This window comes from Mesorhizobium sp. M0062, assembly GCF_040323125.1.
GTDB lineage: Bacteria > Pseudomonadota > Alphaproteobacteria > Rhizobiales > Rhizobiaceae > Mesorhizobium.
In genome coordinates, this window is the sequence record NZ_JAMYUO010000011.1 from 74,917 (window position 1) to 98,844 (window position 23,928).

A 23,928-nucleotide genomic window follows, 5' to 3' on the forward strand; every position below is an offset into this window, starting at 1 on the left:
TGATAGGCGATGACCATCGCCATCAATGATTCGTCCTTGCAGCCCGCCTATCTGGCGAAGCTCAACGCCGAGCAGCGGCTCGCCGTCGAACATGGCGACGGCCAGATCGCCGGGCCGCTGCTGGTGATCGCCGGCGCCGGCTCCGGCAAGACCAACACGCTCGCCCACAGGGTTGCGCATCTGATCGTCAAGGGGGCTGATCCCAGACGCATTCTGCTTATGACATTCTCGCGCCGCGCCGCCACCGAAATGGCTAGGCGGGTCGAACGCATCGCCGGCGAGGTGCTGGGCCGAGACGCGTCCGTCATCGCCGATGCGCTGGCCTGGGCCGGCACGTTTCACGGCATCGGCGCCAGGCTGCTGCGTGACTATGCGCTGACGATCGGCCTCGACCCCGCCTTTACCATCCATGACCGCGAGGATTCCGCCGACCTGATGAATCTTGCCCGGCATGAGCTTGGATTCTCGAAGACCGAAAGCCGGTTTCCGACCAAGGGCACCTGCCTGGCGATTTATTCGCGCGCAGTAAACGCGCAAGCGCCGCTCGGCGAGGTGCTGGGTTCGGCCTTTCCCTGGTGTGCCGGCTGGACCGAACAACTGAAGGCGCTGTTCGCCCGATATGTCGAAGCCAAGCAGGCGCAGAACGTGCTCGATTACGACGACCTCCTGCTCTACTGGGCGCAGATGGCCGCCGAGCCGGAGATCGCGGCGCATCTCGGCTCGCGTTTCGACTATGTGCTGGTCGACGAATACCAGGACACCAACCGGCTGCAGGCCTCGATCCTTTCGGCGCTGAAGCCGGACGGCGCCGGACTGACGGTGGTGGGCGACGACGCGCAGTCGATCTATTCGTTTCGCGCCGCGGACGTGCGCAACATCCTCGATTTCCCGCAACAATTCGCGCGAGCCGCCGATGTCATCATGCTGGAGCGCAACTACCGCTCGACCGAGACCATTTTGGCGGCAGCCAATGCGGTCATCTCGGAGGCATCGGAGCGCTTCACCAAGAAGCTCTGGTCGGAGCGCAAATCCTCGCAAAGGCCGAAACTGGTCAGCGTGCGCGACGAGGCGGAGCAGGCGAACTATGTCTGCCAGGCCATCCTTGCCGAGCGCGAGGCCGGCACGGTGCTGAAATCGCAGGCGGTGCTGTTTCGCGCCTCGCACCACAGCGGCCCGCTGGAGATCGAATTGACGCGCCGCAACATCCCCTTCGTCAAGTTCGGCGGGCTGAAATTCCTCGACGCCGCCCATGTCAAGGATGTGCTTTCGGTGCTGCGTTTTGCCGAGAACCCGCGCGACCGCGTCGCCGGCTTCCGCGTGCTGCAGCTCCTGCCCGGCATCGGCCCTTCGGCGGCGAGCACCATCGTCGAGACCATGGCGACATCGCTCGATGAGGAAATGGGGCTGGCCCGCTACCGGCCGCCGCAACGCGCGGCTGAGGACTGGCCAGCCTTCGTTGCGCTTTATTCCGGCCTGCGCGCCCGGTCGGGGAAATGGCCGGCCGATCTCGAACAGGTCAGGCTGTGGTACGAGCCGCATCTCGAGCGCATGCACGAGGATGCGACGACGCGGCGGGCCGACCTCATGCAGCTCGAGCAGATCGGTTCAGGCTATGCTTCGCGCGAGCGCTTCCTGACCGAGCTGACGCTGGATCCACCGGATGCGACCAGCGACCAGGCCGGGCCGCCGCACCGCGACGAGGACTATCTGATCCTGTCGACCATTCATTCGGCCAAGGGCCAGGAATGGAAGAACGTCTTCGTGCTCAACACCGTCGATGGCTGCATCCCGGCCGATCTCGGCGTCGGCACCAAGGAAGACATCGAGGAGGAGCGCCGGCTGCTTTACGTCGCTATGACGCGGGCCAAGGACGGCCTGCATCTGGTGACGCCGCAGCGCTTCTTCACCCACGGCCAGGCAGCGCGCGGCGACCGCCACGTCTACGCCTCGCGAACCCGTTTCATCCCGGCCTCGATCCTCGGCGCTTTCGAGCAGACCTCTTGGGCGAGCGTCCACGCAAAGGACGATCCGCGCCACAGACCTGAAGTCCGCGTCGACCTCGGCGCCCGCATGCGCGGCATGTGGAAATAGAAGCCGCCGCAACGCGGATGCCGGCCGGGGAGCGACCTCAAGAAGCAAATCGTCCTGTCATGGCATCTCTCAGGGAACCTCGGGCCGCCGGCCGCGTTTTCTGGCGTCCAACCCGCGATCGGAGAGCGGCGACCGTCGCCCTTCCGCCCATCCAGAGAGGCCAGAATGCACGACGCGATGTTCTTCACCCCGGTTGCCGTTAGCGTTGGCGCCGGCCACAAACGCATGCTCGCCTCGCTGTTCGACATGCATGATTTCCTGACCGAATTTCCGCCATCACGCCGGCGCCTGAGCTATGGCGCGGCCGTGAGGGCCTGCGAGGCGGCGCGCGCCGGCGAAATCTCGACTGAGGCCGCACGCGATGCCCTGATCACCTTTGCAGTCACGGCAGGCATCCTCTGGCCCGCGGTCCAGCCGGCCGTCTCGGTCAAGCCGGTCGCACACGGTTATGGCGGCTACGCCGTCTGAGACGGCCGGGACCGGGCCTGCCCAGCAAAAAGATCACTCGGACTTGCCGGCAGACGTCGGCGAGGCCTGTGCCAGCCTTGCCGACGGGGCGGTCTGTTCGGTGTTGCCGACAAAGAGTTGATCGCCAACAAAGGGATAGGCAAGCTGCCGATGATAGAGCGAGGGAACCGGGTCATCGGTGCCGTATTTCTGCGGCATCCTCGGGCATGAACAATGTGCCTCCCAGCATGTCGAGCAAAGGCAGCTGCCCGGCGAAATTCTTGTCCCAGGCTTCGCGCTCATTGGCACGATGCCAGTGATGAAATCGCGGTGACGCCAGCAGCCATTTCAAAGGCCGTTGCGGCCGAAGATCGGCTCGCCAGAGATTAATGCCAAGGGATGAACGAATCGCGGCTGGCCACGGATTGCTGCCATTTGCCGGCAGGGGCCGCATGCCTGGCCAAACCAAGTCTCAGGTTTGGCGAATCGCCAACCGTTCCGACAGCGCAGGCAGCGGCACTGCGGCGACTGGAGAGCTTGCCGCCATCTGCCCGGATCGCGGCGGCCTTTTGAACAGCCCGCCTGCCCACCGCGTGGACGGGCGCTCGATCCATCGATAGCTTGCCCAGCTTACCATCAGGACACAAACGCCTGTGGTAACGATGTAGGAGAGGACACCCGCTGAATGGCTCAACCAGGCACCGAACAACAGCGACACTGCGATCATGGTCGGCCAATGCCACATATAGGTCGAGTATGGAATATCGCCCAGAAATGTGACCCACTTGGCTGGGCGCGAGCCGGCGCCCTCCAATGACAGCGCGCCCCATACGATCAGCGACGCAGCCGTTCCATAGATGGCGAGGCGAAGCAGGCCGGTCGTGGTCCCGAGCATCGGCCCAGCGTAATAACCGGCTACAGCCACAATGACACAGCCCAGAACTATGCAGACTCTCGGAAATGGCAGCGATCGGCGGCTCGCGACATAACCGATCAGCAATCCCGGCAGGAACTCCACTGTGATAGGGGCGGCAAAATACAATCCATGACCCCAGCCGCGCTCTGCTGCAGTCACAGCCACAATATGGGCTACGCCCCAGACAGCGATCACCGCTCCCGACCTTCGACCGAACAGCATGGCCAAACCCGCGACAAGGTAAAATTGAATTTCGAAGCAAAGCGTCCAACTGACCGGATGCAGAAAATTCGTCGTCACCAAGCCGAGGGTTTTCGGCGTCAATTGTGAAAAATCGACGGGATAGAGACCCCCGCTGCTGAGCAGCACGACGATTGTCGCGCCGAGGGAAAGCCAATAGATCGGATAGATCCTGACAAAGCGCCGCATAAGGAATTGCAGGGAATAAAAAGGGTGACCCGCGTTCTGCTGCTGCAGGAGACCTGCGATGATTACGCCACTGACGACGAAAAAAATGTCGACCCCGAACGCTCCGAAATGCAAGAAAAAGTTGTAGGCCGTAGCTCCCCATTGGTTCTTGCCAAATGATGAGACCGTACAAATATGCAAAAAAACAACTAAAGTTGCAGCGATCCCTCTTAACGCTTGTATTGAAAGTGATTTCGAGCGAAGATTCATATCTCACCCAGAAAAAACGATATTTTCTTTGGCATATTGCGGGCATTTCTTGATTAACCTATCATCTCTCTTAAGATTGTCGATTCACTCCTTTCATCGCTCCACAGGCTGATGTCAAAAGCCCGGAAGCTAACTGTTTCCGCGAGTTTAGACAGTGCGAGAGCCACGAACTGTTCCTGGCATTCGGGCCGGCCGACCGGCAAAGCAAGGTGCCGTGGCACTTAGCTGCTCCGCACGGCTACTTCCGCAAAAAACGATATTTTTAGGTTAGCAGGCGAAATTTCGTGATGAATTGGAATTAATGAGCAGATTCGACATCTCGCCCTGCAATCGTAAAATATGATTTTTCTATAAGCATGACACGATATCTGTAAGATTCTTATATTTCTAAGATGATATCGCGGTTCTACTAAAAGTAGGAAACAAAACATGCCGATAACTTTGAATGCATATTGTGGAATGAAGCTCTGACGGCTAACCTACTTGGCAGAGTGGGAAGTGATGCGCTATTTTTTGCAAAAAGCATGTCACGGGGCTAAGTTAAGAAATAATAACGGCATACAGATGGGTGAAATCTTGGTGAATACACGAGATGTATTGTCGAACAGGCCGAGTCACCGGTGGAATAAACCCAACATTGGCGCTCTGTTCGCGACGGTTGGACAATTCGGTATCCAGCAGTTTTTTGACTTCCGCAAAAATCCCGCCGTCGAGAAGGTCAATGCACCATCTTCCAAAGCGCTGATTGACGAAACGCTCACAAAAGAGAAAGCAAGCCAGCTTCCCAAGCTTATGTGCGCACTCGACGTTCCTTCGAGCCGCTCATTTCACGTCGGCAAGGGGCTTGCGCTGTACCTGCAGGGCTGGGCTTTCTGTCCCGGCAACGCGATCAGACGGCTCTATGTCCTGGACGGAACCAGGCAGCATGAAATCAAGAACCATTCCTGGGCTCGGCCCGATGTCGTGCACTGCTTCTATCCCGCGCAGGATTCAACTGGCGGCAGCCTGTTCTCCGAATTCACCACCATATTGCCGATCGAGGAGATTGCGGAACCGGAGACCCGCGAACTGCGACTTCTTGCCGAGCTTAAATCCGGAGACATGATCGAGCAGTCTCTTGCCGCCTTCAGGCTCCAACCTGGGACCAACCGGCGACCGGTGAAGGTGAAATGGCCGGCCACTGGTCCCAAGATTGCCATCTGCATGGCGGCATACAATCCGCCACAGGAACTTCTGGAGCAACAGATCGCGTCAATCATCGGTCAAGACCACAAGAACTGGATCTGCATCATCACTGATGACAGCTCAAATTCCTCTTCCCGTCGCGATATTCTTGATTTGGTAGAGAATGATAAACGATTTATTTACGTTAGAAACAGGGAACGGAAGGGTTTCTACAAGAATTTCGAAGATTGCCTTTCGCTGGTACCGGTCGGTGCAGAGTTCGTCGCGCTGGCAGATCAGGATGATCGTTGGCGTGCGGACAAACTAACCAAGCTCGTCCAGGCTTTGCCGGAGAACAAGAAACTCGCATTCAGCGACTGTCGTATCGTGGCCGCCGATGAGGTCGTCTCCGACACGTATTGGAGCCATCGCAAAAACGAATATACGGATTTTCTTTCGCTATTCCTCGGCAATAGCGTGAGTGGCGCCGCCAGCCTATTTCGCAGCGACATTCTCGACCGGATACTGCCGTTTCCGCAAAGGCTGGTGGATGCCTACCACGATCAGTGGATTGCACTTACTGCCCAGGTTGCGGGCGGGATTTCCTACACCCACGAGCCTCTGTACGATTATCATCAGCATGGAGCCAACGTGGTGGGGCAAGTCGTCGTGCCCTACGCCGGCGTTTCCCATTCAATAGGGTTTCTCCTGAAAGGCGTCGGAAACAAGCGTGCCTTGGTTGAGGCAGGTCGAGCTTTGCTGCACCAGGCACGCAGAGATTTTGTGGGGACGCTGGAAAAGGCCATATTCGCCGAGACGCTTCGGTTGCGAAACCCCGGGATGCCGGGAAGGCTGGGCAAGATAGTCAACCGCATGTCGCGCCTGACCACCAGCTTGGCCGAAGTGATCCTTCTGAGGTTTTCAGCCGCGCTACGGCGCCGTTCGACATTGAACGTCGAAGGACAGATGATGAACGCGGCCTTAGGTGTCAGGGCAAGAAATCTTGCCTATCGGTTGAAGAAAGCCAAATATTTGCAGTATGTCCGCAAGATCGCCACGGGATCCGACGCTCTGCCAAAAGCTGCGGCCTCCGGAGGGATACCGAGCGTCGCGGATACAAATGCCAGCTGGATTATTCACAATATCCAGCCGTTGACGCTGCGGGTGTCGAAGCGCGAGCCAAAGCGCGTCAACATCCTCCTGGCAACGATCGATTTCAAATATATTTTCGGAGGCTATATCGGCATGTTCAGCCTGGCGCTGCGCCTGCGTCGGGAAGGTTTTCTCGTCCGGATCGTGACGTTGGAACATACGGAACTGGACATGGCGCTCGCTCGCGAGCGCATCAAAGGTTATCCCGGCGTCGAACAATTGTTTGACGAGATCGAAATCGAACATCGGTATGATCGCGATGACGAATTGTTCGTTAATCCCAATGATCGCTTCATTGCCACCAATGGCTGGGCGGCCCATGTCGCGCACCACGCCAGCCGGAAACTGGGACAGGACCGTTTCATGTTCATGGTCCAGGAATATGAACCCTATTTCCTACCCATGAACACGATTGCCGCACTGTTCCAGCAATCCTACCGCTTCCCGCAGTTCCAGCTTTTCTCGACACCCTTGCTGCGCGACTTTTTCAAGCTGAACAAGATCGGCGTGTTCTCGCAACCGGGTGCGAAGGAAAACCACGCTGTGTTCCGCAACGCCATCCAAAAATTCAAACCGTCGATAGACGACATGCGCGATCGCGAGCGGCGGATTCTTTTCTACGCCCGCCCGGAAGCACATGCCGCGCGCAATATGTTCGAACTCGGCATAATGGCGCTTGCCGAGCTGGCCCGTTCCCCGGGTTTCGACGCAGACAAGTGGAAGTGCTACGGGATGGGCTCGATCGGCGGCGCCAGCAAGATCAGGCTGGCGAAAAATGTGGTCATGGAGATGCTGCCGAAGACCGATTTGCAGACCTATACCGAACGGCTACCGCACCATGATGTCGGCCTCTCGCTGATGCTGACGCCGCATCCCAGCCTGGTGCCGCTGGAAATGGCTTCGGCCGGTATGTGGACCGTGACCAACACGTTCGAGAACAAGACGGCTAAGAGCCTGCGGGATATCTCGACCAACCTGATCGCTGTGGAGCCGACGCTGGAGGGCGTTGTCGCCGGGCTCAAGGACGCCATCTCGCGCGTCGATCAATACGATAAGCGGCTGCAAGGCTCGCGCTTCGATTGGCCGACCGACTGGAACGACGCCTTCTCCCAGGCGACGATGAAAAAGATCGTCGACTTTCTGTCTGATGCGCCGATCCTTCCCGTCGCGATCCATTCGCCTCGAAAAGGGACGCACAGCATTCGGGCGCCGGCGTTTAAAGCGCGTCGCCTAGCCGCGGGCTCGGCCCGCGGGTAGTAAGGGTTTGAAGAACAAAATCTTGTTAGGGCGCGACCGGCCCGTCAAGGTTTTTTCATGATCATGACCGATTGCCCAAGAGAAGCTCCACCCCATGGCGCTTTCGGGCCATCGACGAACTCCTTGATCGACAGGTTGGCGTGTCCGGCCCACACTTCCCACTGGTTACGCTCGATGAATGTGTTGAGGTAGTACACCCCCAGCGATCCTTCAAAGACCGGCCATTGAGTGGGCTCAGCCAGTTCAAGAAACGATATGACCGCCGTGCCACCCGGCTTCAGCGCGCGGGATACTTCCAAAAGATACGTATAGCATTCTGTCTGCAATAGATGCGTGAAAACGCTGAAGGCGTACACCACGTCAAATTCACCATCGCCGCACGGAAAGCTCAATTGCCGGTGCAGTCTATATTCGAAGTGCTTGGGTGTTTTGGTTTTCGCGTAGTCGAGCATGGATTGGACGATATCGGTTCCCAGATAGCGGCTGATATTAACCCTCTTGGCCAGGGCGTGAGCCACTCTTCCGCTGCCACAGCCAAAGTCGAACACGGCATCTCCATCTCGAATGCCGGCATAGGCCAGAACATCCGCGGCAATCTTGCCGATGCCTTCGTAGTTGCCTCCAACAGCGAGGCTCATCGCCTCGTCAAGCGGGTATTTCGCCAGAAGATCGGCAACGTGGCGCTCATAGTTCTCAACAAAATGATATTCAGCCATGGCTCTTCGTCTTTGTTTTTGGATTGAGCGACAAAAGCAACTTCCAGTCGTCGTTGCCTCTAGGCGGATTTTTGCACGATGTATTGGTCCTGGTATTTCCACCATGCGCCGGCTTCGTAGGATATCAACCGCGATCCCGGCAGCCGGCCGATCTGAAAGCCGACATATTGCGGATGAACGGTCGAACTGCCGTAATCCTGCTTGTCAAGGTCAATTTGTTCCGATTCAGCCTCGAATGCGATGCCATCAGGGCCAGGTGTCGGGATATGCGGATTGATGGCGCGGGCGGATTCGCCGATGGTCGTGAAGATCAGATAACCGCCTGGCGCCAGCAGCGAGTAGAGCGCCGAAAGCCATCTGCCAAAAGTGCGATCCGGAAGATGGGAAAAAAGCGAAATTACGGCGATGACATCGAACTGTCCGGGGATATCGAGGTGCTCAGGATCTTTCGACGACAGGAAGGCCGGGCATCCGAAATGTTTTCTCACGAACTCCACCGCTTCAGGATGGATATCACTGACCGTCAGGTCGCATAATTTCCGTAGATGGCGGGTGACCCGCCCATAGCCGGCGGCGAATTCGAGAACCCTCGGATTGCTCGAATCGGCGCCGAGGCTCCCGATTGTCCGCATCAGTTGTTCCGCGTCAGCCAGGCCGCCCTTGAAGTAGAATTGCAGACCGGTTTCGGCGTTCAATTTCAGGAAATGCGCCAACATCAGATCTTCGGAGTGAAGCGCTGGGCTTACCCCATAGGCCTCCGCAAATCGCTTCGCCGTCGCTTCGAATTCTCCAACAGCTAAGGTTGCCATGTCACCCTTTCCGCTATTCTGTTTCACGAGTGTTTGCTGGCTTCATTTGGCCGCCTCATCATGAGCGGCGCGCCAGCCAAACTCTACATCCCTGAGGGTCGTTTGCTGGCCGGAATCGCCTGGGTCGATACGAATGGAACGCCCAGCCAGATAGTCGGGAAGAACCAGCGCAATCGTGTGGTCGCCAACGTCGAGCGGCACTTGAATCGAGCGACCAGCCACAAAAGCTCCGTCCTGGCCGGAGTGGGGTGAAAAAAAGATTTCGAATGTATCGGGGACTTTCAATGTCAACCGCAGTCGTATGCAGGGGATCTTTCCAACGCCGCCAGAGACGGGCACGGTGGCGACCATTTGGGGATCGGGGGCGGTGGTGAGATAACCGTTTGCGTCCGCAGCCATAGCTTGGAGCCTCGGCGAACCGGATGCGGGTGCAAAATCCCTGCATTCCCTGGCCGCCAGTTCATCACGTGCGACGAGGGCCTTGCCCAGCGTGTTCGGCCAAGAAAGAGGAAAGTTCAACACAGAATTGACGACCGCTCGCTCGACGCGGCTTACCACCAAGCGGTCGCTGGCCTGCACCGCTTTGGTGATCTCTTGGGGATCGGCATCGAAATTCAATTCGGCGCCGTGCCGGAACGGGTCCGTCAACCCGATTACTTTATTGTAGAACGAATCGTGCAAAACGAGGGTGGACTTCGCCTGGTCGAATTCTGCGACTGAAGCCAGTGCCTTTTTTTCCGCAGGAATGTCGATCTCGCTTTCCGGGTAGCCATTGCCAACCAGCAGCATTGTCGTTTCCATATCGGCTGGAGGCTGGGCCAATTTTCCGGTTAGTGCAGGTGGCGACATCGCCCTGGTGTCCCGAAACATCGCCGCGAGCAATTGGCGGAAGGCTATGGCCGCACCAAAGTTGGTCCAGTGGGTGTCCGCCTTGCCATACAGAATGTTGCCGGCGGGATTGCCCTTTTCGCTCCGCAGCGCGGTAAGGTGATCGACGATCTGGGGCGCCTCGACCCTAATCGCCGATCGCAAAAGTTCGGCACTTTGCTGTTTGCAGCCCCAGATCTTTTTGAAATGAGGGTCCAGAAATTCCGGATAAAGTGTGGATTTATCGGGCGCTATTGCAAAATACATATCAATTCCCGAGGCCTTGGCGACATCAAGCATGGCGCCAATGCGGGACACGGCCATTTCCACATCATATTGCTTTTGACATTCCCCCCCGAACCAGTCGTCCTTCCAGAACAGCCAGCCGTCCTTTCCGCTGGCTACATTGTTATGGTCATACTGGCGCACAATTCTCAGCAAGGCGGTGTTTCGAACGGTAATGGCCGTTTTCTTCAGTTGCGAGCGTTCAAGAAGAGCTGAAGCCAGTTGATCGAACGCACCGCTCGAACTGGTGGACAGAGCTTCTACCGGCGGAAATGCGGTGAACGGTATTCGGCCATAAGGTTCAACGGCGCCGCGAACAGCCAGCACCAACAGCGGCGACGCGATGATGACCACGAAGGCTGCGGTGACTATTGCGCTGCATATTTTTTTGGCTGTTTTCATCAGAATTGGAAATACAGGAACGGAGTGTAGCCACCGCTCAGCGCCAACACCTGACATACCATCAGGGCAACAACCGTGTAGCAGGCGCCGGCGACATACAGCTTATCGCCTCTGGTCTCGCTTGTCAGCAACTGGCCGAACGAAAGCCGGCCGGGCAAAACGTAAATTGCCGCACCGGCCACAAGGGCGATCAGGCTGGTCGTGGCTATCGGCGCAGCCGCATCGAGGCTGAATGCACCAGCGGCGACGGGCGAAGCCATCGCCTTCCACAAAGACATTGCCTGTTCAAGCGACGTCGCGCGGAACAGCGGCCAGCTCAGCGTCACGACCGGCAGGAAATAGGCATATCGCAGCCACCCCTTCTCCAGCACTTTCGGCCAGGTGCCGGTGGCCACGCGCTCGACCAGGATGAAAAGCCCGTGGAACATACCCCAGCAGAAAAACGTCCAGGAGGCGCCATGCCAGAGGCCGGTTACCGCGAAGACGATCAACAGGTTTCGATAGGTCGCGATCCTGCCATGCCGGCTTCCCCCCAGCGGGATGTAGAGATAGTCGCGAAACCAGCTTGAAAGCGAGATGTGCCAGCGTCGCCAGAATTCGGTGATCGAACGGCTGGCGTAGGGTCTCTCAAAATTTTCCGCAAAGCGGATGCCGAACATGCGGGCAAGCCCGATGGCCATGTCGGAATAGCCGGAGAAGTCGAAATACAACTGGATGCCGTAGGTCGCGGCCGCCAGCCATGCCGTGGCAAAACCTATGGTGTCGTGGGGTGCGGCGAAAATGGCATCGGGGATCGGCGCAATACCATCGGCTATGATCACCTTTTTCATGAGGCCGTGAGCGAAGCGGGTGGCCCCAGTGGAGAAGTTCTCGAGAGATATTCTCGGCGCTCGAAAATCATCCACGACGTCCCGGAACCGCACAATCGGGCCGGCAATCAGGTGCGGAAAAAATGTGAAGTACGTACTGAAGAGCACGACATTGCGCTCTGCAGGAATTTCACGACGGTAGACGTCGATCAGGTAAGACAATGCCTGAAAGGTAAAAAAGGATATGCCGATCGGGAGGATTATGCCGGCGAATGTCGCCGACAGATTGCTGCCTGAAGTGAGGTCAAGGTTCACCGCTATGAAATCGAGATATTTGAAGAACACGAGAATGCCGACCAGCAGCACGATTGCCGCCCCGACAACTGCATTTCTCAATCTCGCGCTTTTGCAAAGGTCGACAGCCAGCGCGCCGAAATAGGCGAAGACTACATCCGCGATGAGTATGATTACATAGGACCCTGACGACCAGTAGTAGAATGCCAGGCTCAGAACGAGCAGGCTTGGCCGAAAGGCAGAGGGCTTGGCAAAAAGAGCTATGGCAAGTGCGATAGGCAGGAAGAAGAAAAGAAAATTACTTGCCGAAAATACCATCCTGCCTCCAACCACGCCCACGCTCGGTGACCACCTCAGCTATAAGAGCCAAATTTGCCACCTGAGAGCTCACCATCTATATCGAATATAACGCGCATGGATGGCCAAAACACAAAAACAAGTCCCAACAGCGAAAATATCGACAAAAAGGTATAAGCGTTCGGTAATTCTCTCTGAATCATCCCCCGCTTCAGATAGTAGACGCCTCGCCTGATCTGTAAATGCTTATCTCTATGCACAGGTTGTTGATAACGCGCCCAAGCCGCTAGAGCGTTTCATCGTTTAGGGAAACGGCGAAACACTCTATCTCTTGTTCTGACGCAATTCCGAAAGAAAGCGCTAAGCGCTTTCCTGGGAACACACATTTTTCTTGGAATTGCCCTAAGGCGCTACGCCGAGCTGTCGGCGCACCGGTCCCAGCCCTCAATGCAAGGTCGGATCACCGGACAGCAGGCCGCGCGGCCCGGTCGTTTCGAAACTGACCTGGTCGCGGCCGTTGGACTTGGCCTTGTAGAGGTGCCGGTCGGCCGTCAGGAACATGTCGGCATAGGTGGTGGGTCCGCTGAAGGCGACGCCGCCTATGCTTACCGAGAGCGGACAGGGCCGCCCATCCGGGGCAAACTCGACCTCGCGGATGCGCCGCCGGATCCCCTCGGCAACCAGCCAGGACTGCGACGGGTCGGCGCCGGGCAGGAAGATGGCGAACTCCTCGCCGCCGATGCGTCCGACGATGTCGGCGCCGCGCAGCTGGGCCTTGATCGTCTGCGCAATAAGCTTGAGCGCCTGATCGCCGCAATCGTGGCCCAATCGATCGTTGATGGTCTTGAAATGATCGGCGTCGACGATCAGCAGGGCGCCGGCATCGACGACGGCCTGGCTGCGCGCCTGTTCGAGATAGGCCTCTACCAGCATCGAAAACGCGCCGCGGTTGAACACCGCGGTCAGGCTGTCGGTCGCCGCGACGATGCTCAGATTCTTCTGGGCGATCGCCAGCTGGCGCATCTTGTACATCAGGAAAGAGAAGAACGATCCACCCAGCACGAGCGGCAGCAACAAGTCGGTGAGCTGCGCCCAGCGCAACGCTTCGGGCGACAGCGACGGAAAATTGTAGGAATCGACAAGGAAGGCCGCCGCGATACAGATCGCCGTGCCGACAACCGTGACTGCTATGACCCTGCCCAAGCTCGTGGGCGAAAGATCGACCCGCATGCCATTTCTCCCACTGTGTTCGCCATTTTGCAGCGGGAACACAAATGAAACCCTAAAATCTTACCTGCAATTCGAATGTGGTTAACCAGAACAATTCCAGGAAAGTGTGAGCAGCTTTCCCGGGAGAAGCGCGTGGGCGCTTTCCCTGAGAATTACCAAGACAAAGGGATAGCGCGTTTCACCGTTTCCGTTAAACGATAAAACGCTCCGGCAGTCGAAAGGCGCGATCGGTTGCCTTGTGAGTGGCGACAAAAAGCCCGCCACTTGCGCGGCGGGCTTTCCGACTGGCCGGAGGCTTCTCGTCAGCGCATGTCCCTCGGGAAGTCTGGGCCATGCGGTAGGAGAGTGCCGTAAAGCCTCACGGCTGGCTCGACACTCCCGGCGAAACCTGTCTCAGCGACGCGAGATCATAAGGCATAGCTGCCGCAGATCGCTGTCGTAGGTGCCCTCGCTGGCGAGCACATCGACGCAGCGCTTCTTCATACGTGTCAGCTGGCTGTTCGACATGCTGGCGACGACACCGGGTATCCCAGGGGTGCCTGGTGTTCCAGGAGTTCCTGGCGTGCCGGGGGTACCGGGCGTACCGGGCGTGCCCGGCGTTCCGCCAATGCCGACGCCGACACCGACGTTGATGCCGCTGCCGACGTTGACGCCGACACCGGCATTGATACCTCCGCTGCCGCCGACCGTGGCCCCAACACCGGCCTTGATGCCACCGGCTCCGCCGACCGTCGCGCCAGCGCCGGCCTTGATGCCGCTGCTACCGCCGACTGAGGCGCCGAGGCCCGCAGTAACGCCGCTATTGCCGCCGACCGTTGCGCCAGCACCCGCCTTGATACCGCCGCTGCCGCCAACCGAGGCGCCGGCACCGGCCTTGACCCCGCCGCTGCCGCCGATCGAAGCGCCAACACCGGCATTGATGCCGCCAGCACCGCCGATAGATGCGCCGACACCGACGCCAATTCCGCCGCCTGCATTCGCGGGAGCGGCAAAAATGACGATAATTGCACCCGCCGCCAGTGTTCTAGCGATTTTTTGAGTGATATTAACCATGACACTCTCCTTGTTGCCGTTCTGCTTTGTGCATTGCAACATGCCAGCAAACCAAAGCAGACATATGCTTATGCACTCACAGCTACGCACGAGTCTTCCTTATAGTTTCTTTATTTTTTCCAAGAATAAGGATTGTAGTTCTCAAGGCGTGCACTGGTCTGCTAAAAAAAAATATGTTTTTGCTTCAATATTTAAACTCTGTTTAATTCTCTCGACAGAAATTCCACCGGAGTTGGAGCGGGTTGTGGCTGCGGCGGCCTGGAGCCGAAGGCCCACAAAAGGCGGGCCACTGACAGCCCAGCCATCTGGCCCAGTCACCGGGCAGCGTTGTGCCGACAGGGTCCTCAAAACCCGGCTTGGATCCAGAGCTGGTGCCGGGCATCGACGGCCGCGCAAATGCACCGGTTAACGCTCCCGTGCGTTTAAACGGGAAGCGCGGTCAGGAGATCAGGCGTAGGCGCGGCCTTCGTCGGTGCGTTGGAAAAACGCCAGGTCGAGCTGCACCGAAGGCCGGCCGAGAATGGTCAGGATGGTATGCGCCTGGCCGCGGTGATGGGTCTGGTGGTTGAAGACGTGTCCCAGCGCCGGCGCCAGCCGCTGCGAGACGGTGCGCATGTCGGAAACGGTCATGTAGGAGAAGCGGCCGGACAAAGCCTTTTCGGTCAAACCGCCGACCCAGTCGACGATCCGCCTGTCCTCGGCCTCACGCGCCAGCTTTAGGCCAGGCAATGCGCGGTGCAGGATGGCGTCGAGTTTTACCGGCGCGTCGCCCTCGCCGGTGAAGCGTTTCATCCAGATGCGGTCGGTGGCCAGCAGATGGTTGAGCGTGCCCATCATCGAGCCGAAAAATGCGCCGACATCGCGGTTGAACTCTTCTTCGTCAAGTGCGGCGACGGCATCGTAGATGCGGCCATTGGCCCATTGATTGTATGCCGCGAACATCATGAAATGCTGTTTCATCTTTTTCCCGCCGACGAGTTCCGCTTCAGCCGCAGGCGCCTAATTAGACCGCGAGGACGCAGCCGCCAATGACCATTCTGTTCTATGAACTCGCCGGACACGACGCGACCCGTCCGTTCAGCCCGCCTTGCTGGAAGGAGGCGGCGGCCGCAGCTTAGCGAATAGGCAGTAGGCAATAGGGTCTGAGGGCTGTACTGCCTACTGCCTACTGCCTACTGCCTACTGCCTACTGCCTACTGCCTACTGCCTACTGCCTACTGCCTACTGCCTACTGCCTACTGCCCACACAAGTCTCCTGATCGCCATGCCACCACCCCCCGATTTCACCGATGATTTTCGCGCCGGGCTGGTCACGCTGCTGCGCTGGCGCCGGGATGTGCGGCGCTTCGAGCGGACGGCTTTGCCCGAGGGTACGCTGGAGCGGCTGCTGGAGCTTGCCAGCATCGCGCCGTCCGTCGGTCTCAGCCAGCCGTGGCGCTTCGTGGTGGTCGAGAGCGCCGAGCGGCGGGGCGCGGTGAGAGACTGTTTCGAGCGGTGCAATGCCGAAGCTCTTGAATGCTTTTCAGGCGAGCGCGCCGCTCTCTATGCCCGGCTGAAGCTCGCCGGTCTCAATGAAGCGCCCTGCCAGTTCGCGGTTTTCGCCGACCGCACGACGCAACAGGGCCATGGGCTCGGCCGCATGACGATGCCGGCAACCATCGACTATTCGGCCGTCATGGCGGTGCACACGCTGTGGCTGGCGGCGCGGGCGGAAGGCATCGGCATGGGCTGGGTGTCGATCCTCGACGCCGCCGAGATGGCCGCAATCCTGGACACCCCGCCTGAGTGGACGCTGATCGGCTATTTCTGCCTCGGCTATGCCAGCGAGGAGCATGATCTGCCGACACTGGAACGCGAAGGCTGGGAGCGGCGGCGGCAGCCGGTGGTGATCAGGCGGTAAAGCTGCCCATCACTTCGTCTCTTCCTTGGCGATGAGCTTGACGCAGATCGGGTCGCCCTTCGGCATCGGAGTGCACTGCCATCCAGGCCCGAAACCGAAATTCGTATCTGTGCGGCGACCCGAAAAGAGCAGCAGAACAAGGCCCACGGCAGCCAAGATGCCGATAATCCAAAGGCTCCCTTTTATGTCGCCCGGTCTGAGGTGGAGGTGGGGCCAGCGCGTCCCGTCAAACATGGTCCGATGTCTTTCCGTTCCGCTGATTTCCGTTCGAAACCGTGCGTGCCTGCGCAATCACCATTTTCCCGCAAGCCTTGCCTTTGACCAGAGCGTTGCGAACAGCCATGCGGGCGGTCGCGGCCGAATAACGCTGCCGGGGCGCGTCCCCTTGGCAATGGGCCGGGCGGCTTGTATAGAGCCCGCCACTCCACATTCCGATCTCAAGACTTTCCATCTCAAGACAAGGACGACCCCATGGCGCTCGAACGCACCTTTTCCATGATCAAGCCGGACGCGACCCGGCGCAATCTTACCGGCGCCATCACCAGGATGCTGGAAGAGGCCGGCCTGCGCGTCGTCGCCTCACGTCGCGTGTGGATGAGCCGCCGCGAGGCCGAAGGCTTTTACGCCGTCCACAAGGATCGTCCGTTCTTCGGCGAACTGGTGGAATTCATGTCGTCGGCGCCGACCATCGTGCAAGTTCTGGAAGGCGAAAACGCCATTGCCAGGAACCGCGAAGTTATGGGCGCGACCAACCCCGCCAACGCCGCCGAAGGCACCATCCGCAAGGTCCACGCGCTGTCGATCGGCGAGAATTCCGTGCACGGCTCCGACGCGCCGGAAACCGCTGCTGAAGAGATCAAGTACTGGTTCTCGGACACCGAGATCGTCGGCTGAGCCGACGCGAACCAATGTATGCAAGAGGCCGGCACTTCGCCGGCCTTTTTCTTTGGTCAGGTCCCGGCTTCGGCTTCATGCCGCTTTCAACGGATGAGCGGCGTATCCCAGAGGTCGCCGAGCAGCGTTTTCAGCTCCGTGAAACGCTTCTCGCCCAGTTCCTCGGCCCATTCCCGTTCGACGTCGAGCAGGATGTCGGCCATCTTCTGGTATGCGGCGCGCCCGCGGTCGGTGAAGTGGACGACGGTCCCGCCGCTCTCATCGGGTGCCGCCGAGCGAGTGATATAACCCATCGCTTCCAGCGTCTTCAGCAGTTGATTCATGGCCTGCTTGCTCATCGCGGCGCGCTCGGCGAGCGCGCTCGGCCGAAGGCCATCCGGGCCGGGATATTGGATCACCGCCATATGCGGCGGGCTGAGGTCCTCGAAACCCGACGCCCTGAGATCCCTGATCAGCTTGCGGTGAATGGCCATGGCCGGAACGCGCAGCAGTGCACCGATCAGCGGTGGCTTCTTTGGCGGTTCTTCCGCGGATAATGGCATTGACACTCTGGTAAATTGAGTTTACTCATTTCGGTAAATTCAATTTACCACATGGGAGGATGAAATGCTAGACAGAGCTAGCCAGATCAGCGTCAATCCGGCCGACGAGACAATCAGCCATGGCGGCCTTGCCGTGCGCTTCCTGCTGACCGGCGACCAGTCGAACGGCAGCATCGCCGCCTTCGAACTGACGGTCGCCGGCTCGCAGCGCCTGCTCGCCCCGGCACACAGCCACGATCACTATGAGGAGACGATGTACGGGATCGAAGGCGTACTGACGCTGACCGTCGACGGACAACGGCACGATATCGGACCCGGCCAAGCACTGTGCATACCGCGCGGCGCGGTCCACCGCTTCGACAACGACACCGCCGAGACCGCCAAGGTGCTGTGCGTGGTGACGCCGGCGGCGATCGGTCCGGACTATTTTCGCGAGGCCTTCGCCATCTTCAGCACCGGCGGCCCGCCCGACCGCGCCAGGCTTATGGACCTGATGCGCCGGTTCGGCCTGACGCCGGCGCCCCCGCCGCCGCAGTCTTGATTCTTAGCTCGCTGCGTTGAAGCGCAAGATATCGTGGCCGTCCTTGTCGGCGATGATCAGCTTGCCGCCATCGACACGGTATGACGCCGCCTTGGCGAGCGCCTCGAACAGCGCCTTTTCCTCGGCCATGATCTCCGGCGCGCAGGCCTTGTAGGTCGAGCCGATGTCGCTGATGACGATGGTCTCGCCATCGACCTTGGCGGTGGCGAAATAGGCGTTGCACGGGCCGCTGCCGCCCGCCTTGCCGGCTTCGCTGACCCGGAACGTCGCCTGCGGCTCCGAAATCACGCCGATACCGTCGATATATTCGACTAGCCAGCTCTGGCCGAACAGCGAGGCCGAGGTCGGCTTGTCGCTCGACGCCACCATTTTCAGCACAATGGCCTGCGGCGCCTCGCTGAGCGGATCGACCTGATAGCGCGAGTCCGTGACGAACAGCAGCTTGTCGTCGGCGGTGATGCGCGCCTGCAGCGCATAGGTCATGTTGGGCCGGATCACCGTTGGATCGAAGCTGATCTCGAACTTGATCGGCACCTGGCCGGCCGGCGCTACCTTGCGCTCGCCGACAATGGCGGCCGGCGCATCGGCCAGCGATACATCGGCAAGTTGAACCGACAGCACGGCGTTGGGCGGCAGCGCGATGCGCTCGCGATACATCACCTCGCCCTTCAGGGTTTTCTCGGCGGCGACGGAAGGCTCGGGAACGGCCAGAACGCCGATAACCAGCGGCACAAAACCGAAGACGAAGAATTCGGCGATCCTGTCCAGCATGCCCTTGCTCCCTTTTTGCCGATGCGATTTGGCCAAGGGAATGCGGTCAATACATGGCTGCCGAGATTTATTCGGGCCGCGCCTTCCAGCGCGCCGCAGCCTGGTCGTCGGCGTCCTTGGCCTCGACCCAGCCGCCATCGGTGCCGTCCACGCGGTGCTCCTTCTTCCAGAAGGGTGCACGCGATTTCAGGAAATCCATCAGGAAATTGGCCGCTTCGAACGCCGCCTGCCGGTGCGAGGACGCCGCCACCACCAGCACGATGTTTTCGCCCGGTGCGATCTTGCCGTGGCGATGGATGACGGTCAGCCCTTGCAGCGGCCAGCGCTGAAGTGCCTCGCGGGCGATGCGGGTGATTTCGGCCTCGGCCATGCCGGGATAGTGCTCGAGTTCCAGGGCCGACAGCTGGCCCTGCTCGTCGCGGCAAAGTCCTGAGAAGGACACCACGGCGCCGATGTCGGCGCGACCCTCGGTCAGTTTCGCGATCTCGGCGGCAACGTCGAAATCGTCGCGCTGGATGCGCACCGTCGGCGCGCCGGACATGGTGTCAGCCCCCGGTCATCGGCGGAAACAGCGCGATCTCGCGCGCGCCGGCTATCTTCTCGCGATGCTCGACATGTTCCTGGTTGATGGCGACGCGGATCACATCAGGATATTGCAGCGCGTGCTCATATTCCTCGCCACGCGATTTCAGCCAGCGCAGGAGGTCGGCCACCGTCTCGATACCGGCGGGCAGTTCGACATCCTCTTCCGGCTTGCCGATCCGTTCGCGCACCCAGGCGAAATAAATGAGCCGGGTGATCATCTCACTCGTCCATGATGTGCTTGAGGCCGGCGCGGAAATAGTCGTAGCCGGTGTAGAGCGTGACGAGGGCTGCGATCCACAGCAGCACCAGTCCGGTCTGCGTGGTCAGCGGGAAGATCTTGTCGCCGGCAGGCCCAGCCAGCAGGAAGGCGATGGCGACCATCTGGATGGCGGTCTTCCATTTGGCGAGCTGCGTCACCGGCACCGAGACTTTCAATGCCGCCAAATATTCGCGCAGCCCCGAAACCAGGATTTCGCGGCACAGGATGATGATTGCCGCCCACAACGACCAGCCTGCGATGCCGGCATGGCGGTCGGTGTCGGCGGCGAGCAGCAGCAGGCAGGTGGCGACCAGCAGTTTATCGGCGATCGGATCCAGCATCTTGCCGATGTTGGACGTCTGCTGCCAGGCGCGCGCCAGATAGCCGTCGAGATAGTCGGTGATCGAAGCCAGCAGGAAGATGATCAACGCCGACCAGCGGGCGAAGTCGCTCGATTTCAGATGCCCCTCGAGAAAAAAGCACAGCACCACCAGCGGCACCGCGACGATGCGGGCATAGGTAAGCATGTTAGGCAGGTTGAACGCGCGCTTGGCCATATCTCAGGGACTCTTTCTGCCTGCGTACTCAAATCAGAACCGGATGTAGGGGGTCAACAGGCGAGATTCGATTGGCCAGACGAAAATAGCGCGCGATTGCCGGGATTCGAGTGGCCTGCGAGAAAAGAACGGCTGCTGCCATTTGATCGGGACAGCGGCGTCACCGGCGCTCAGCTCTCATGGAAATGATTGTAGACGAGCTTGGCGACCTGCTCTGAAATACCGTCGACCTTGACCAGATCCTCGACTGCCGCGCGGCTGACCGCCTTCGCAGTGCCGAAGGCCAGCAGCAGCGCGCGCTTGCGGCCGGGACCGATGCCGGCGATCTCGTCGAGCGGGCTCTTGACCAATTCCTTCTTGCGCCGCGCGCGGTGCGAACCGATGGCGAAGCGATGCACCTCGTCGCGCAGCCGCTGGACGAAATAGAGCACGGGATCGCGGACGGGCAGCGAAAACGAGTCCCTGCCTCTGACGAAGAAACGCTCGCGGCCGGCATCGCGGTCCTGGCCCTTGGCGATGCCGATGGCCGCCACGCGATCCTCGATGCCGAGGTCGGCGAGGATCTTGCGCACCGCGCTCATCTGGCCCTGGCCGCCATCGATCAGGATGACGTCGGGCCAGGCCGGGAAGCTGCCGGAGATGTCTTCTTCGATATCGTCGCCTGCTCCACCGGCTGCCGCGTCGTCGGGAACGACATCGCCATGTTCCTTCAGCAGCCGCGAAAAGCGCCGTTCCATCACCTCGCGCATCATGCCGAAATCGTCACCGGGCGTGATCTCGGTCGAGCGGATGTTGAATTTGCGGTACTGGTTCTTCACAAACCCTTCCGGCCCCGCGACGACCATGGCCCCAACGGCGTTGGTGCCCATAATGTGCGAATTGTCGTAGACCTCGATGCGCACCGGCGGCTTCGGCAGGCCGAAGGTCTCGGCAAAGCCGGCGAGCAGCCGGCCTTGCGTGGAGGTTTCGGCCAGGCGGCGGCCGAGCGCCTCGCGGGCATTCTGCAGCGCGTTGTCGGTCAAATCCTTCTTCTCGCCGCGCTGCGGCACCGAGATCGACACTTTACGGCCGGCGCGGGTGGACAGCGCTTCGGCCAACAGTTCCTGATCCTGGACGCCTCGCGACAGAAGGATGTTCCGTGGCGTCGGCTTGTCGTCATAGAACTGCGCCAGGAACGAGCCCAGCACTTCCGCCCCCTCCAGTGCCGGATCGGCCTTGGGGAAATAGGCGCGGTTGCCCCAGTTCTGGCCGGTGCGGAAGAAAAACACCTGGATACAGACCTGGCCGCCCTCCTGATGGATGGCAAAGACATCGGCCTCGTCGACCGTGGCCGGGTTGATGCCCTGATGGCTCTGCACATGGGACAGTGCAGCCAACCGGTCGCGATAAATGGCGGCGCGCTCGAAATCGAGCTCCTGCGAGGCCTGCTGCATGGCGGCAGAGATTTCGGTCTTCACCTTCTGGCTGCGGCCGGACAGAAAATCCTTCGCCTCGCTGACCAGCTCGGCATAGTCGCCATGCGAGATTTCGCCGGTGCAGGGACCGGCACAGCGCTTGATCTGGTAGAGCAGGCACGGCCGGGTGCGGTTTTCGTAAAAGGAGTTGGTGCAGCTCCTGAGCAGGAACGCGCGCTGTAGCGAATTGATGGTGCGCCCGACCGCGCCGGCCGACGCAAAAGGTCCGAAATAGTCGCCCTTGCGCGAGCGCGCACCGCGATGCTTGTAGATGCCGGGCGAGACGTGATCGCCGGTCAACAGGATGTAAGGGAACGACTTGTCGTCCCGCATCAGCACATTGAAACGCGGCCGCAAGCGCTTGATGAGATTGGCCTCGAGCAGCAGCGCTTCGATTTCGGTGCGGGTGACGACGAACTCCATCGTCGATGTCTCGCGCACCATGCGGCCGATGCGGGCGGTGTGGAACCGGCCTTGCGCGTAGTTGGTCACCCGCTTCTTCAGGCTGCGCGCCTTGCCGACATAAAGCACGTCGCCGGCGGCGTTCATCATGCGGTAGACGCCGGGCGCATTGGGCAGCCGCTTGACCAGTGTCTGGATGACCTCGGCGCCGACCATGCCGTCGGCGTCGCCGGCATGCGGCGCCCAGTCTATCGCGGTGAAGGCGACATCGGGCCCGGTGGCCTCGGGCTCGACGATCTCCTCGACCGCCTCCTCCTCAAGGTCGATGTCGGGCGGCATATCGTCAGCGGCGCCGGCGCTCGTCTTGTGTTTCTGGTCTGCGGGACTCATTCCACCATGCCTGTCACATCCGGCGTCTGCCATGCAAGATGCTGGCCGCCGTCAAGCGCGATCATCTGGCCGGTCACCGAGCGCGCATCCCAGAGATAGCGGATGGTGGCGCCGAATTCGGCCAATTGCGGGCCGCGCTCCAGAATCAGGCCATCGACCTGCTTCTGGAAATCATCATCGTCCTGGCGCGTATTCTTCAGCGTCGGACCGGGACCGATGGCGTTGACGCGGATGCGCGGACCGAGCGCCTGTGCCAGCATTTCGGTCTGCGTCCACAAGGCCGACTTCGACAGCGCATAAGAGAAATAGCGCGGCGTCGGCCGCCAGACGCGCTGGTCGATGATGTTGACGATCAGCCCCTCCTGCCCTAGCGGCAAGGCGCGGGCGAAGTTTTGCGCCAACAGCGCCGGCGTCTTCACATGGATGGCGAAGTGAAGGTCCCATGCCGCCCAGTCGAAGTCCTCGACGCTATCGTCGACGAACAGCGACGCATTGTTGACAAGAAGCGTGACCGGGCCGAGCGCTGCCGCGGCGCGGCCGACGAGATCGCCAACCGCATCCATGTCGGTCAGATCGGCGGCTACCACGCCGGCGCGGCCGCCTCCGTCCCTGATGCTCGCAGCCAGCGCGTCGGCCTCGGCGGTCGAGCGGTTGGCGTGGATGGCGACGGCAAAACCGTGCGCGGCCAGATCCTCGACGATCGCCTTGCCGATCCGCTTCGCCCCGCCCGTCACCAGCGCCGTTCCGGCGGCTTCGATCATCTGTCAATCCTCAATCTGCGCCTCAATTCGGCTAGCGGCACATTGTGACGCGTCCAGGGGTTAAATGCCGTTTCCACCTGGGGCAGGAATGTGGCGAAACGGCTTTTTCGCCGCCGGCACCGCCCCGGATTCGGGTCGGCAGGACCGCAATATAGGACGCTGAACCCGTTGCACCAAGCCGAGTGCAGTGCAGCATCGCCTGCGTACTGACATTTCGCTGTTGCGAAGATGCAACGTCAAGCTTCGGCCTCATTCGTGCCGGGGAATGACCCATTTTCAGGTTCGCTGCCGCCGCATTTTGACACGACATTCGGAACCGTTGAGTGCCAGATCCGTTTCACCCCCCGGACGGGTTGATGGCGCTCAGGACAAACAAGCCTACGTGTCTTGTGGCTTAAGGAGTAA

General features: G+C 60.0%; 22 protein-coding genes. 6 read left to right on the top strand and 16 right to left on the bottom strand.

The features are described from left to right. The first annotated feature begins 9 nt into the window (after nucleotides 1–9). On the top strand, nucleotides 10–2,091 hold the full coding sequence (locus NKJ64_RS15455) for an ATP-dependent helicase (RefSeq protein ID WP_023727326.1): 2,082 nt from the start codon (nucleotides 10–12) through the stop codon (nucleotides 2,089–2,091). Nucleotides 2,092–2,256: 165 nt separating this feature from the next. Next, on the top strand, nucleotides 2,257–2,559 hold the full coding sequence (locus NKJ64_RS15460; RefSeq protein ID WP_023684743.1) for a DUF982 domain-containing protein: 303 nt from the start codon (nucleotides 2,257–2,259) through the stop codon (nucleotides 2,557–2,559). A gap of 33 nt (nucleotides 2,560–2,592) precedes the next feature. On the opposite strand, the gene NKJ64_RS15465 is transcribed toward NKJ64_RS15460, so the two are convergent. Next, nucleotides 2,593–2,757, bottom strand: a complete 165-nt coding sequence (locus NKJ64_RS15465; RefSeq protein ID WP_023715090.1) for a hypothetical protein — start codon at nucleotides 2,755–2,757, stop codon at nucleotides 2,593–2,595. Between the two features lie 253 nt (nucleotides 2,758–3,010). Beyond that, the gene (locus tag NKJ64_RS15470) at nucleotides 3,011–4,132 is read right to left on the bottom strand and encodes an acyltransferase family protein (protein WP_352462878.1); all 1,122 of its coding nucleotides are present in this window, start codon (nucleotides 4,130–4,132) and stop codon (nucleotides 3,011–3,013) included. Between the two features lie 483 nt (nucleotides 4,133–4,615). On the opposite strand from NKJ64_RS15470, the gene NKJ64_RS15475 reads away from it, so the two are divergent. Then, the gene (locus NKJ64_RS15475; protein ID WP_352462879.1) at nucleotides 4,616–7,705 is read left to right on the top strand and encodes a rhamnosyltransferase WsaF family glycosyltransferase; all 3,090 of its coding nucleotides are present in this window, start codon (nucleotides 4,616–4,618) and stop codon (nucleotides 7,703–7,705) included. Nucleotides 7,706–7,749: 44 nt separating this feature from the next. Here the strand turns inward: NKJ64_RS15475 and NKJ64_RS15480 are convergent, their stop codons facing one another. From NKJ64_RS15480 to NKJ64_RS15510, 7 genes are all read right to left on the bottom strand, one after another. After that, the gene (locus NKJ64_RS15480) at nucleotides 7,750–8,421 is read right to left on the bottom strand and encodes a class I SAM-dependent methyltransferase (RefSeq protein WP_023754709.1); all 672 of its coding nucleotides are present in this window, start codon (nucleotides 8,419–8,421) and stop codon (nucleotides 7,750–7,752) included. A gap of 59 nt (nucleotides 8,422–8,480) precedes the next feature. After that, nucleotides 8,481–9,230 carry a class I SAM-dependent methyltransferase gene (locus tag NKJ64_RS15485; RefSeq protein WP_031203073.1) on the bottom strand — a complete coding sequence of 250 codons (750 nt, stop codon included), beginning with the start codon at nucleotides 9,228–9,230 and terminating at the stop codon, nucleotides 8,481–8,483. Nucleotides 9,231–9,272: 42 nt separating this feature from the next. Continuing rightward, complete coding sequence (locus NKJ64_RS15490) at nucleotides 9,273–10,784, bottom strand: alginate O-acetyltransferase AlgX-related protein (RefSeq protein ID WP_023829021.1); 1,512 nt, start codon at nucleotides 10,782–10,784, stop codon at nucleotides 9,273–9,275. Further along, a complete protein-coding gene (locus tag NKJ64_RS15495; RefSeq protein WP_023829022.1) occupies nucleotides 10,784–12,205 on the bottom strand; it encodes an MBOAT family O-acyltransferase in 1,422 nt (473 codons plus the stop codon). Before NKJ64_RS15495 ends, NKJ64_RS15490 begins: the two co-directional genes overlap by 1 nt. Nucleotides 12,206–12,628: 423 nt before the next feature. Continuing rightward, nucleotides 12,629–13,414: a GGDEF domain-containing protein gene (locus tag NKJ64_RS15500; protein ID WP_352462880.1), complete on the bottom strand. Its 786-nt coding sequence runs from the start codon at nucleotides 13,412–13,414 to the stop codon at nucleotides 12,629–12,631. Nucleotides 13,415–13,807: 393 nt separating this feature from the next. Next, on the bottom strand, nucleotides 13,808–14,467 hold the full coding sequence (locus tag NKJ64_RS15505; RefSeq protein WP_352462881.1) for a hypothetical protein: 660 nt from the start codon (nucleotides 14,465–14,467) through the stop codon (nucleotides 13,808–13,810). Nucleotides 14,468–14,914: 447 nt separating this feature from the next. Continuing rightward, entirely contained in the window at nucleotides 14,915–15,427 is a 513-nt protein-coding gene (locus tag NKJ64_RS15510) for a DinB family protein (protein ID WP_352462882.1), read from the bottom strand. Between the two features lie 304 nt (nucleotides 15,428–15,731). On the opposite strand from NKJ64_RS15510, the gene bluB reads away from it, so the two are divergent. Both bluB and ndk read left to right on the top strand, forming a co-directional pair. Beyond that, the gene (gene bluB / locus NKJ64_RS15515; RefSeq protein WP_352462883.1) at nucleotides 15,732–16,367 is read left to right on the top strand and encodes a 5,6-dimethylbenzimidazole synthase; all 636 of its coding nucleotides are present in this window, start codon (nucleotides 15,732–15,734) and stop codon (nucleotides 16,365–16,367) included. A 471-nt stretch (nucleotides 16,368–16,838) separates the two neighbouring features. Next, nucleotides 16,839–17,261, top strand: coding sequence for a nucleoside-diphosphate kinase (ndk, locus tag NKJ64_RS15520; RefSeq protein ID WP_023684731.1), 423 nt, complete (start codon nucleotides 16,839–16,841; stop codon nucleotides 17,259–17,261). Nucleotides 17,262–17,347: 86 nt separating this feature from the next. Here ndk and NKJ64_RS15525 read toward each other — a convergent pair whose 3' ends face one another. After that, nucleotides 17,348–17,803, bottom strand: coding sequence for a MarR family winged helix-turn-helix transcriptional regulator (locus tag NKJ64_RS15525; protein WP_023701901.1), 456 nt, complete (start codon nucleotides 17,801–17,803; stop codon nucleotides 17,348–17,350). 64 nt (nucleotides 17,804–17,867) lie between these two features. Between NKJ64_RS15525 and NKJ64_RS15530 the strand changes: the two genes are divergently transcribed. Beyond that, the gene (locus tag NKJ64_RS15530; RefSeq protein ID WP_352462884.1) at nucleotides 17,868–18,344 is read left to right on the top strand and encodes a cupin domain-containing protein; all 477 of its coding nucleotides are present in this window, start codon (nucleotides 17,868–17,870) and stop codon (nucleotides 18,342–18,344) included. A 3-nt stretch (nucleotides 18,345–18,347) separates the two neighbouring features. On the opposite strand, the gene NKJ64_RS15535 is transcribed toward NKJ64_RS15530, so the two are convergent. The 6 genes from NKJ64_RS15535 to NKJ64_RS15560 form a co-directional block, all read right to left on the bottom strand. Beyond that, on the bottom strand, nucleotides 18,348–19,115 hold the full coding sequence (locus NKJ64_RS15535; protein WP_352462885.1) for a YbaY family lipoprotein: 768 nt from the start codon (nucleotides 19,113–19,115) through the stop codon (nucleotides 18,348–18,350). Nucleotides 19,116–19,182: 67 nt separating this feature from the next. Further along, nucleotides 19,183–19,656, bottom strand: a complete 474-nt coding sequence (locus NKJ64_RS15540; RefSeq protein WP_023733882.1) for a molybdenum cofactor biosynthesis protein MoaE — start codon at nucleotides 19,654–19,656, stop codon at nucleotides 19,183–19,185. Nucleotides 19,657–19,660: 4 nt separating this feature from the next. Continuing rightward, entirely contained in the window at nucleotides 19,661–19,918 is a 258-nt protein-coding gene (moaD, locus tag NKJ64_RS15545) for a molybdopterin converting factor subunit 1 (RefSeq protein ID WP_023673448.1), read from the bottom strand. A gap of 1 nt (nucleotide 19,919) precedes the next feature. Next, complete coding sequence (gene pgsA, locus NKJ64_RS15550; protein ID WP_023673449.1) at nucleotides 19,920–20,516, bottom strand: CDP-diacylglycerol--glycerol-3-phosphate 3-phosphatidyltransferase; 597 nt, start codon at nucleotides 20,514–20,516, stop codon at nucleotides 19,920–19,922. 170 nt (nucleotides 20,517–20,686) lie between these two features. Continuing rightward, complete coding sequence (uvrC, locus tag NKJ64_RS15555) at nucleotides 20,687–22,762, bottom strand: excinuclease ABC subunit UvrC (RefSeq protein WP_352462886.1); 2,076 nt, start codon at nucleotides 22,760–22,762, stop codon at nucleotides 20,687–20,689. Next, nucleotides 22,759–23,523, bottom strand: coding sequence for an SDR family oxidoreductase (locus tag NKJ64_RS15560; RefSeq protein WP_352462887.1), 765 nt, complete (start codon nucleotides 23,521–23,523; stop codon nucleotides 22,759–22,761). The genes uvrC and NKJ64_RS15560 overlap by 4 nt, the downstream gene beginning before the upstream one ends. Nucleotides 23,524–23,928: the final 405 nt, after the last annotated feature.